This is a genomic window from Paraburkholderia sp. Ac-20336, assembly GCF_017105025.1.
GTDB lineage: Bacteria > Pseudomonadota > Gammaproteobacteria > Burkholderiales > Burkholderiaceae > Paraburkholderia.
In genome coordinates this window covers 122,142-133,426 of sequence record NZ_JAAGPS010000006.1, presented here as the reverse complement: position 1 = coordinate 133,426, position 11,285 = coordinate 122,142, and the positions used below count along the sequence as shown (strand labels likewise).

8 protein-coding genes and 1 pseudogene are annotated in these 11,285 nt (G+C 64.3%); 3 read left to right on the top strand and 6 right to left on the bottom strand.

The annotated features are described in order from the left end of the window. Window positions 1-126 precede the first annotated feature (126 nt). The 4 genes and pseudogenes from GXB81_RS04795 to GXB81_RS04780 all read right to left on the bottom strand — a co-directional run. Window positions 127-717, bottom strand: a pseudogene (locus tag GXB81_RS04795) (FecR domain-containing protein); the annotation flags it as partial. Window positions 718-755: 38 nt separating this feature from the next. Then, window positions 756-1,493 (bottom strand): response regulator transcription factor, encoded by a 738-nt coding sequence (locus tag GXB81_RS04790; protein WP_205988513.1) that lies wholly within the window; start codon window positions 1,491-1,493, stop codon window positions 756-758. A 983-nt stretch (window positions 1,494-2,476) separates the two neighbouring features. After that, the gene (locus tag GXB81_RS04785) at window positions 2,477-5,947 is read right to left on the bottom strand and encodes a DEAD/DEAH box helicase (RefSeq protein ID WP_205988512.1); all 3,471 of its coding nucleotides are present in this window, start codon (window positions 5,945-5,947) and stop codon (window positions 2,477-2,479) included. Window positions 5,948-6,118: 171 nt separating this feature from the next. Beyond that, window positions 6,119-6,562: a MerR family transcriptional regulator gene (locus GXB81_RS04780; protein ID WP_167282918.1), complete on the bottom strand. Its 444-nt coding sequence runs from the start codon at window positions 6,560-6,562 to the stop codon at window positions 6,119-6,121. A gap of 68 nt (window positions 6,563-6,630) precedes the next feature. On the opposite strand from GXB81_RS04780, the gene GXB81_RS04775 reads away from it, so the two are divergent. Continuing rightward, window positions 6,631-7,866 (top strand): NADH:flavin oxidoreductase/NADH oxidase family protein, encoded by a 1,236-nt coding sequence (locus GXB81_RS04775; protein WP_205988511.1) that lies wholly within the window; start codon window positions 6,631-6,633, stop codon window positions 7,864-7,866. Window positions 7,867-8,037: 171 nt separating this feature from the next. After that, entirely contained in the window at window positions 8,038-8,448 is a 411-nt protein-coding gene (locus GXB81_RS04770) for a hemerythrin domain-containing protein (protein ID WP_167282922.1), read from the top strand. A 217-nt stretch (window positions 8,449-8,665) separates the two neighbouring features. Here GXB81_RS04770 and GXB81_RS04765 read toward each other — a convergent pair whose 3' ends face one another. After that, window positions 8,666-8,986, bottom strand: coding sequence for a DUF4148 domain-containing protein (locus tag GXB81_RS04765; RefSeq protein WP_167046904.1), 321 nt, complete (start codon window positions 8,984-8,986; stop codon window positions 8,666-8,668). Window positions 8,987-9,233: 247 nt separating this feature from the next. On the opposite strand from GXB81_RS04765, the gene GXB81_RS04760 reads away from it, so the two are divergent. Beyond that, complete coding sequence (locus tag GXB81_RS04760) at window positions 9,234-10,256, top strand: LysR family transcriptional regulator (RefSeq protein WP_205988510.1); 1,023 nt, start codon at window positions 9,234-9,236, stop codon at window positions 10,254-10,256. A gap of 109 nt (window positions 10,257-10,365) precedes the next feature. On the opposite strand, the gene GXB81_RS04755 is transcribed toward GXB81_RS04760, so the two are convergent. Further along, complete coding sequence (locus GXB81_RS04755; RefSeq protein ID WP_205988509.1) at window positions 10,366-11,223, bottom strand: SMP-30/gluconolactonase/LRE family protein; 858 nt, start codon at window positions 11,221-11,223, stop codon at window positions 10,366-10,368. Window positions 11,224-11,285 lie beyond the last annotated feature (62 nt).

The window sequence follows — 11,285 nt, the reverse complement described above, 5'->3', positions numbered from 1 at the left end:
AGACCGGCCCATGGTGGCGAGTGTCGTTGCCTCGGGGCGACGGAGCGATTCACTGTCGGGAATGCCTTTCTCCAGAAATTTCAGGATTTCTCACAATCCCGACTATGGAAGGATCGTTGTCGCGGGCCGCGTCGCATGCGTCACCTGGCTCTCGACTTCGCCGTGATGCAAATCGAAAACGCGGTCGCCCGTGCCGGTCAGCACGGTGTGCCGCAATTTCTCGATGTCGAGTTCGCCGTCCTGCGCGACCGTGACGTACGAGCCGTCGGGCAGTTCGAGCGTGGCGAAGCCGTTCGTGCCGGTGCGTACGCGATCGCCTTCGGCAAGCGTCGTGCCGGTCTTGAGCGGCAGGTACGGGCTCGTGCCGAAGGCGTGCTCGACTGGTCCGCTCATCGCGACGACACGCGCCGTGTCCCGATCCTGGCGAAGCTTGTCGGTCGGCAGACGCAGCACGATGCCGGCCGGCATGCGGCGCGGCGCGGGTACGTGATTAAGGCGGCTCAACAAGGCCCAGTCGGCGTGATCGGCCATATAACGGCCGGCGATGTCGTACAGCGTGTCACCCTCGTGGGTCGTGTACGACACGTAAGCAGGCGGCGCCTTGACACCGGCTGGCGCGCCACTCGCGCGCGCCTGCGCGGCGGCGCTCCCGCCGATTGCGCTCGTTGCCATCAGGCAGGCCAGCGCGAGCCACGCGGTGGAGCGGCGGCCCGGCATGGCAGCGCGGGTGCGCGCTGCCGTATCCACGAAAACCGTCACGCCTCCCCCGCTTCGGAACGTTCCGCGGTGGCGGCCGGCGGCGTATCGGTTTCGATCCGCTCGAGGCGATAGCCGTAGCCGTAGATCGGCGTCAGACGGTAGCCCTGCTCCGGGCGCAAACCGAGCTTGCTGCGCAGCATCGAGACGTGGGTGTCCATCGTGCGCGACGGGATGTCGGTGGCCTGCTTCCAGATCACGTCGAGAATATGCGCGCGCGACAGCGGCCTGCTCAGGTGCTGGAACAGCAGCAGCGCAAGCTCGAACTCTTTCTGCGTGACGGCGACCGGCGTGCCGCGCACGACGACGTGCTTGGCGCCGAGGTCGAACTCGAAGTCGCCGAAGACTTCCTTGCTCGCCGGCGGCTTCAGATAGTAGGCGCGGCGCAGCAGCGAACCGACGCGCGCAAGCAGTACCGCGGCGGAGACGGGCTTGACGAGATAGTCGTCCGCGCCGGTATTCAGGATCGAGGTGATGTCGGTTTCGCGGCCCCGGCTCGTCATGAACAGAACCGGCAGGCGCTCGGAGAGGCTTTCGCGCACCCAGCGCAGCACCTCTTCGCCGGACATGTCGGGAACGTTCCAGTCGAGCACGAGCAGATCGAACGTCTGACGCCGCAGCTGGCGCACCAGTTCTCTGCCCGCACCAAAGGCGTGGCAGACATGCCCCGCCGCCGACAGCGTTTGACAAACAAGATCGGCCTGGGCCGAATCATCATCGAGGACTGCAATTCTCATAACACCCCACAACGCAATAGCGCCTTTCCTGGCGGGTCGCCGGCTAACCGGCAGAGCGCCGGGATGACGGTGCGAACCGCCGATCCGGCTTCCCCAAAAAGAGTCCGGCTGCTATTCCTGAATAAATGGTCCTTTGCCTTCGCCCCCGTTTCGCACTGCTTTCGCATAAGCTCGAAATCAGCGCATAGACGAAATTGCATTCGATTATGCGGGGCAGATCATCATAATCGAAACCCTCTTTTTCCGGCTGCCGTGTGGCGGCAATCCGTCGCGAAAAAAACCTGATTGAAAGCGTCCTACGCGTTTTTCTTAGATTTTCCTATGACCGCCGGTGTGTGCCGGAGTCCCGGGAAATGCACGTGCTCAAGACTGTTATCGTTGCCGGGAAAGTGTTTGGCCCCGTCTGCAAATCCCTTTTCAGCCAGTTCGTGAAAGAACTTCGATTTAACAATTTGTTGGTTAGTATAGGAATAGTCTCAAGATAAATGGTTTAAACATTGTCAGATTTCGTTGAAACTTCGTGTCGCCGAATGCCTCCGCGATCGACTCGCAAGAACGCCGATACCCGTTGGCTTGCGCGAGATCGAACGAGGGATCGGAATTGATTCGGATCGGGCAGGAAGCAGCGAAAGACCAGGATGGCCGGCGGCCGGTCGATAAAAAAAGCGGCGTCGCCTCACCGAGGTAACGCCGCCTCAAACACTACACACGCTCGCCGGGGTCTAGCCGCACGAGTCACGCCACGGTAGCCGCGACGACATTCGCGCTCAAGAGGAAAGAACTGCCTTTGTAACCGCTCGCGAGATAACTCTTACCGGCGCCACTTCGCACAATAGCGCCGAAGGTCGGCGCCACATGCGTCCGATATTGATATGAGCAGACGCCGTCTTGCGCATTGACTTACATTAAACTTACGCATGTAAGAGTTTTGTTACAACTTGCCCTCGCGCTCCGGGGTTCCGATCTCACGCCATCGACTTCCCTCACCTCGCGCCTTCGATCTCCGGCATCGGCGCGAACAGTGCCTCGAGGTCGTCGTCGGAGAATTTCGCCGTGCCGGCGGCGTCTTCCGCGAGGATGCTGTCGGCCAGCACGGCCTTCTGCTCCTGCAACGCCACGATCTTTTCCTCGATGCTGCCCGCCGCGATCAGCTTGTAGACGAACACCGGCTTGTCCTGGCCGAGCCGGTGCGCGCGGTCGGTGGCCTGATTCTCGGCGGCGGGGTTCCACCACGGGTCGTAGTGGATCACCGTGTCGGCGGCGGTCAGGTTCAGCCCCACGCCGCCCGCTTTCAGGCTGATCAGGAACAGCGGCACGTCGCCCTGCTGGAACCGCTCGACGGGCGTCACGCGATCGGTCGTGGCGCCGGTCAGCATCACGTAGGAAATCGCGGCCTCGTCGAGCGCGGCCGCGATCAGCGCGAGCATGCCGGTGAACTGCGAGAACAGCAGTACGCGGCGCCCTTCTTCGATCAGCTCGGGCAGCATCGACAACAGCAGATCGAGCTTGGCCGAGCGCATCTGGCGCTCGCCACGCGCGGCAGCGCCGCCGGCCGCCCCGGCTGCGGCGACCAGCCGCGGATCGCAACACACCTGGCGCAGCTTCAGCAACGCGTCAAGCACGATGATGTGGCTGCGCGCGAGCCCCTGTGCGCTGACCGCCGCGCGCACCTTTTCCTGCATGGCGATACGCACCGTCTCGTACAGATCGCGCTGCGCGCCTTCGAGATCGACCGGGCACACGATCGTGGTCTTGGCCGGCAGTTCCTTCGCGACTTCGTCCTTGCGACGGCGCAGCATGAACGGCCTGATGCGGCGCGCGAGCAGCGCGCGGCGCACGTCGTCGCCGTTCTTCTCGATCGGATTGCGCCAGCGCCGCGTGAAGTCCTTCTGGGTGCCGAGAAAGCCCGGCAGCAGAAAATCGAACTGCGACCATAGCTCGCCGAGATGATTTTCGAGCGGCGTGCCCGTCAGACACAGCCGATGCCGCGCGCGCAACCCGCGAATCGCCTGCGCGGCCTTGGTGGACGCGTTCTTCACGTACTGCGCTTCGTCGAGAATCAGCAGGTGGTAGTCGTGTTCGGCCAGCACCTTCTGGTCGCGCCACAGCAGCGCATAGGTCGTCAGGATCAGCTCGTGTGCGCCGATCTGCTCGAAGCGCTCCTTGCGTTGCGGCCCGTTGAGCACGAGCACCTTCAACTCCGGCGCGAAGCGGCGCGCTTCCTCGCGCCAGTTGTGCACGAGCGTGGTCGGCACGACGATCAGCGCGGGACGCGCAAGCCGCCCGGCTTCTTTCTCCGCGAGAATATGCGCGAGCGTCTGCACGGTTTTGCCGAGGCCCATGTCGTCGGCGAGCACGCCCGCGAGATCCTGCTCGCGCAGAAATTGCATCCAGTCGAGGCCCTGCTGCTGATACGCGCGCAACGCCGCCTTCAGACCGCGCGGCACCGGCACTGCGCGCAGCCCCGGCCCGGCTTGCAGACGGCGCGCGAGTTCGCGGATCGAGTCGTCGCCGCTGAATTGCCAGCGGCCGGTGTCGTCGAGCGCGGCGAGCCGGCCGGCATCGACGGCGGCCACGCGCAGCGGCGCACCTTCGGCGAGCGCGCCGCCGAGCGAGTCGAACAGATCGACGAGCACGCGCACGACCGGCTTCAGGCGATCGGCGCGCAGCCGCAGCCGCTTGTTTTCCTCGGTCTTCAGCTCGATCGGCTCGCTGTCGCCGATCGTTTCGAGCGCGCCGCCAAGCCAGCGCCGGTCGCGCCGGAACAGGTCGGCAAGCAGCGGCTCGAGCCGCACGTTGCGCTCGCCGACGCGAATGCCCATCTCGAGATCGAACCAGCCGTCGCCGGCCTCGCGCGCGGTGCCGTCGATCGCGTCGATCTCGATCACGTTGTAGCGGAACTCCGGCGCCATCGTCACGCGCCAGCCCTTGGCGACGAGCTCGGGCACCGCCTCGTTGACGAACCCGGACCATGCATCGGCATCGGGCAGACCGAGCATCGTGTCGGGCAAGAGACGCGACGCATAGACGCTGCGCGTCGGCACCTTCTGCAGACCGGTCTTGCGCAGTTCGAGCAGGCGCTTTTTCTCGGCCTCGTAGCGGCGGCGGATATGGATCACGTCGCCGCCCGGCAGCGGCACGAGCGTCACGCCGCTGTCGGCGTTGATGCTGACGCCGTCGTAGTCGAAGCTCACGGCGGCCAGTTCGAGCGCCGCCGACTTGCGCGGGCCCGCCGCTTTCGCCGCCTTCGCCGCCTTCGCCGCTTTTGCGCCCGCGGCCTCATGGCTGTCGAGCGTGAGCACCGGCACCGGATCGACGTCGATCACGCGCAGCGCGGACGCCTCGTGAGTGGGCGGCGGCGGCAGTTCCGGCGCCACCTCGCGCAATACCGACGCGACGAGCGGCGCCTCGGCGAGCGAGATCGGCGGCATGGCGAGGTAATCGGGCAACTGCTGGAACGGCAGCGAGAGCGGCACGATACCGGCCTCGTGCGCGACGCCGTCGACGTACCAGACCGGCTCGGTCGGCAGCACCATGCTCGCGCGCGGCTCGGTGCGCAGCACCGGACGCAGACGCCGGTCGGCAAGCGGCTCCCATTCGATGCGGCCGGGCCGGTCGGCGGCGCGCGCGAGCGGCCTCGGCCCCGCCTCTCCCGGTGCGGTTCCGAAGTCGAAGAACAGGCGGCCGGTCAGGATCAGCTTCTGCAAGGTCTCGGCGCCGCTCGCGCCGCGCAGCACGAACTGGCCGAAATCCTCGCGCGAGCGGCCAAGCCACAGGCCGCGCAGGATCGACAGGTCTTCGTCGGACACGAAGCGAGGCTGCTTCAGAAGCGCGGCCTCGACGTCGTCCCAGGTCTCGCCGATTTCGACGATCGTGCCGTCGGCCGCGCAGCGGGCGCGGTGCAGCACGACTTCGTGGCGCATCTGAAAACGCGACCAGTTGAGCCGGTAGACCAGCGTTTCGGAGCGGGCGGCGCCCGCCTTGCGCACCTCGGCTTTCTTCGCGGCGGCATCGGCCGCCTGCGAGCGGGCGCGAAAACGTTCAAGCCAGCTCACGAGTTCCGGACGCACGCTCGACGACGGCTCGCCGGGCGCGACGATCGTCGGCTCCGCGACGGAAGCATCCGCCCTGCGCTCGCCGCTCTTTTCTTCCACCTGCGTGATGTGATCCATCTCGTCGTGATAGTCGAGTTCCGCGAGCAGCAGCGCCGCGACGTGCTTGCAATCGCGGCCGACCGGGCACGTGCAGTCGCTTTGCGCCCACGGCGAACCGCCGTCGGTGCGAAAACGCACGCGCGTCCGGTACGGCCGCGGCCGCGAGCCCTGCACGTCGCCGCTCAGCGTCGCGCCCTGCCACGTCACGTTGCTGACCGCGCCTACCGAGCGCGCTTTCGCGACCGTCCAGTCACCGAGCCATTCCGTAATGCTTTCCCGATCGAAGAAAACTGACGACATCCGCGTGCGTTCCTGTTCAAACCGGCGAAGGCAGGCGCGACCGCCCGGCGACGTGGTCCGGCGGCGCGTGCCTGTGCTCGCTTGCGATAGCCCGCCATTTTACGCGTCGGACAGACGTGGCCGTGTCGGCCAATCGCAACGGAGATCGCCCCGGCTCCGGCCCGGACCCGCTCAGCGGAGCTTCGCCCCTTTGCGCGGCAGCGCGGCATCGGCGCGGCGCGCCACGCCCTGCCGCTCCTCGAACCGATCCACCTTGAAGCAACGCCCCGCCGCCCACTCGGCCTGAAGCGCGTCGCGCACCCCGAGCAGTACACGGCGCTGCTCGTCGAGCCGCGTGCGCAGCGCATCGATTTCGCCTAGCCTCCGATCGATCCGTCCGAGCAACCCGTCCTGCGAAAAATCCCCCATTTCCTTGATCGCCGTCTGCATTTCGTCCAGCGTAAAGCCGAGCTTTTGCGCCAGTTGAATCTGCTTGAGCCGCTCTTCCGCCGATTCGTCGTAGATCCGGTAACCGTTCGCCCCGCGCGTGGCCGCAGGCAACAAGCCGCGCTGTTCGTAGAAACGGATTGCCGAAGCGGCCATGCCGGTGCGCGCGGCCAGTTCTCCAATCTTCATCTGACTTGACCTTCAAGTGAACTTGAAACCTAGTATAAGCGCCGTTTCCAAGACGAAAAGACCGCCCGATGGTATCGCCACTGTTCGCTCCGCTTCCTCTCCCCAACGGTCATACCCTGCCGAACCGCATCGCGAAAGCCGCGATGGAAGAGAATCTGGCCGACGCCGGACAACTGCCGGGGCCCGCGCTCTGGCGTCTCTACGCCGCGTGGGGAGCGGGCGGCGCCGGCCTGCTGATTACCGGCAACGTGATGATCGACCGGCGCGCCCTGACCGGTCCCGGCGGTGTCGTGCTGGAGCGCGGCACGCCTCTCGAACCGTTCAGGCGCTGGGCCGAAGCAGCGCGGCGGCACGGCGCGCGCACATGGATGCAGATCAATCACCCCGGCCGCCAGGTCATCGCGGCGCTGGGGCATGACGCCTGGGCGCCATCCGCGATCGCACTCGACCTCGGGCGCCACAGCAAGCTTTTTGCTCGGCCGCGTGCCATGACTGCCGGCGAAATCCACGAGGTCGTCGAGCGTTTCGCCGATACCGCGGCGGCGGCTCAGGCGGCCGGCTTCGACGGCGTCGAAATCCACGCGGCACATGGCTACCTGATCTCGCAATTCCTGTCCCCCTTGACCAATCGACGCGACGACGCATGGGGCGGCTCACTCGAGAACCGCGCGCGGCTGCTGCTGTCCGTCGTGCGCGCGGTGCGCGAGCACGTCGGCACGGCATTCGGCGTCGCGGTCAAACTCAATTCCGCCGATTTCCAGCGCGGCGGATTTTCCGAGGATGACGCCCGGCAAATCGTGCTGTGGCTCAACAACGAAGCCGTCGACCTGGTCGAGCTTTCGGGCGGAAGCTACGAAAGTCCTGCCATGCAGGGACGTACCGCGGACGGCCGCACGCTGGCCCGCGAAGCCTACTTTCTGAGGTTCGCGCGCGAGATCGCCGCCGTGGCCCGCATGCCCGTCATGACGACCGGCGGCATCCGCCGGCAGGCAATCGCGGAATCGGTGCTCGACGCGGGCGTCGCGGTTGTCGGCATGGCCACCGCGCTTGCATCCGTGCCGGACCTGCCGCAACGCTGGCATGACGGTCAGCCGGTCGATGCGCCGCTCGTTGCGGTCCGCTGGCAAGACAAGGCAGCGGCCGGGCTCGCGACCATGGCGCTCGTGAAGCGCCGGCTTTATGCCATCGCCGCGGGACGTCGTCCCCGGCGTTCGTATTCGGCCGTCTACAGTCTCGTTATCGATCGGATTCGCACACGAAAATTGGCCGCCCGATATCGTGAATGGCGAAACGCCAATCGATAAACGCTATTCGTTCCTTTGACCCAACCCGATCTCATGCGCATGTTGCAGATGTCCTGATTCGATGCTCATTTCTTGCACCTGTCTGCTGCACGGCCCGATTGATATCGTTTCGATTTTCCTCGCATGGGGAACACAGCAAATAGAAAATCAAATGGCCAAAGAGAAAGTGACATGAATATCGACAAGTTCAAACAACAGCACATTGAGATCATGAGTACCGTGACGCAATTGCGCAGCCTCAGTCAAGCCGGCGTTGCGGAACACGCCGCGGAGATCGCAAGGCAGATTGTCTCCATGAGCGCCACCATCAAGCTGCATTTGTCGGTCGAGGACGCGGTGCTGTATCCGGCCTTGCAGAAATCGTCCGACCGGTCGCATGCGGTATTGGGCCATCGCTACCAGGCGGAAATGGGGGATCTGAGCGCGGCCTACATGAAGTTTGCCGGCAAATGGCTGTCCGCTCGACGCATCGCCGACGACGCCGACGGCTTCCGGTCCGAAGCGAACCTGGTATTCAAGGCGCTTCACGAGCGGATTCAGAAGGAAAATATCGAGCTGTATCCTACGCTGGAAAAAATATAACCGGCTATTCCGTGGTCTCAAACGGACTGTCGTCACGCCCCTCGCTATAGGTACAGCTGCCTGTGCCTATAGCGAGGGGCGTGAGGTGCCTGCCATAGAGAAAACGAATACGCTACGGAATCCGAAGCGTGCGGGCGGTCCATCGGTTCCGTGCGCGTGATGGATCGCACCGATGTCCACTCTGCGGATCTCGGCACTGAAAAGTCCGCCCTGAACTTCAATTGCCGGAATAGATCGACCGCAGACCGGGGATTTCGCCTGTATTGCCCCGCACGGCTACGCCGGACTGCGACGATCCACTAACACGGCCGCCTACGTCCGTCGCCGACGTCCCGACGTGGCCGCTGGCGATCCGGCTCTGCGCTTCCAGAAGTTTTGTCGGGTAAGACGCGTCGGTATCGCCGTCGTATCCGGCCTGCCGAAGCTGGGCCAGTTCGCTGCGAACCTCGGCGCGAGTGACGGAATGCCCGGATTGGGCAAATGTCAGCGCCGGAACAAACGAGAGTGCCAGAAGGGAAAAAACGAGTCTGCGTTTCATGATCGATACCTCATTGGAAAGGGTGATATAGCTGACGACTTGGCTGTGCTTCGTCGTGGTTCCCAGTGTAGGCAGCAGTATTCCGCTGTTTAAGCGGCACGACGGATACTCACCCTTTCATCCGATGCCGGTAATCGAGCACAGCGTCGCTCAACGGCAGCAATGCTCATTCTTGACATAAACGTCAAAAATGAGCACTATACGTCCATGCCGGATTCGCTTCGGCGCTTTAGCAGGAACGTCTGTCATGGACACCATTCAAAGCATGCGCATGTTCGTTCGCGTCGTCGAAGCCGGCACCTTCACTGCCGTCGCGCATGAAAACGATACGACCACGGCCCAGATCTCGCGCGCTGTTTCGTCGCTGGAGAAGCAGTTGCAGGCCACGCTGCTCCGCCGCAGCACCCGCCATCTCTCGCTGACCGAAGCGGGAGCGCGCTATTACGAGCGCGTCAAGGCCATCCTTGCCGATGTCGATCTCGCACACGCCGAGGCACGCAGCATGGTGACCACGCTCTCGGGCCATCTGCGCGTGCATTCGTCACCCGGGCTCGCCCAGCGTTTCGTCACCGCATCGCTGCTCGCCTATCAGGCCGATCATCCCGACGTAACGGTCGAACTCGGCGTCGAGCAGGATGTGCCGAACCTTGTCGAAGACGGCTACGACGTATCGCTGATATGCGCGTCGCAACTCGCGGATTCCGGCTATGTCGCCCGCATTCTCGGAACGACGCATTCCGTGCTCGTCGCCTCGCCGGCGTATCTTTCCGCGCATGGCGAACCCGGCGAGCCGGCCGATCTTGCGAACCACACACTGCTGCGGTTTGCGAGTCCTATTGGGCCGGCCAACGAATGGCACCTCGAAAATGCGAATGGCGCCATGACGGTGCCCGTGAACGCGTCGCCGTTCCAGGTGAATACGCCCGATGCGCTCGCTCATGCGTTGCGTATGGGCACCGGTATCGGTGCGCTCGCGGTCTACAGCGTGTTCGACGATCTGCGCAGTGGCGCGCTCGTGAGGGTGCTGCCGCAATATCGGCTTCGCCCGTTTAACGTGTACGCGATATACGCTCCGGGACGTTACCCGGACGCCAAGGTTCGCACCCTGATCGAGCATCTTCGAACGACGATTCAGGAAGGGCTGACACAGATGCAGCGCGAACTCGATGCGTTAACGGACACTCAGGACCAGGCTTCGCCAAAGATCGCTGCGCTGCCGGCAACGCCTGCGCCATTGCTCAGGGCCGTTGCGCGAGTGGCGTCCGCGTAACGCACGAAAGGACACGGCGGGAGAGCCGGCCGGTTCTCCCGCGCCGAGGCGCGCTGACACGCCGTATCCGCACACGATGAATCCGCGCCCGATGAAGCGCGCGGCAACATCACGCAACGTTGCATCCATCGCCTGGAATCGCAACACGCAATGTATATATCGCGGCCAGCCGCTTTCGGCTCATCAGATCTTCCGGCGGACCGTCGAACGTGCAACAAAACAGCGTCCGCCCGTCATGGCCGCCGAGTTGGCAAGCCACGGCGCGCCGGTCTCCCAGCGAAATCCTGTCCGTGACGACACCGCCGTCCAGAACACGGAGCACCTCCCCGGTATTGAAGCACGGCACCCATACGCCGCCTTCGCGATCGACGCAGATGCCATCGGGTTGATGCTCATTCAGGTCCGCATAGATGCGGCGCCCCGAAAGATTGCCCTTGTCATCCCGCTCGAAGCTGGTGAGGCGATTCGACCATGACTCCGCAACCACGAGTGTCCGCCCACCGTCCTTCAGTACCACGCCGTTAGGAAAATCCAATCCGCTTGCGGCGACGCGCGCCGAGCCGTCCGGTTCCACGACGTAGAGATCGGCAGGCGCTTTGCCGGCACCGCCAAAGAGATCGTAGCCAAAGTTTCCGACATAGACTCGCCCCTGCCCGTCTACGACCAGATCGTTCAGATCGGCGGGCGCGAGTGCGGACAAATCGGCGTGCAGCACCAGCTTGCCGTCGACGATACGCATCAGTTTCCGGTCGACCATCGACACGACGACCGGCGTGCCGTCCGGCAGAAAGCCGAGCCCCGACGGGCGATGCGGAACCTCGCAGACGACCTCGCGATCGCCCTCAACGGTAACGCGATAAAGCTTCATGTCCGCGATATCGGAAACCCAGAGATGGCCGCCGTACCAGCGTGGACCTTCGAGGAAGGCAAAATGGTCGGCGAGTAATTGAGCCGGTTCGGTTCTCATTCGTATGACATCCTGATCATTGGATTGCGCAACCTCCGCGCTGGCCCGATGGTTTTCGCGGT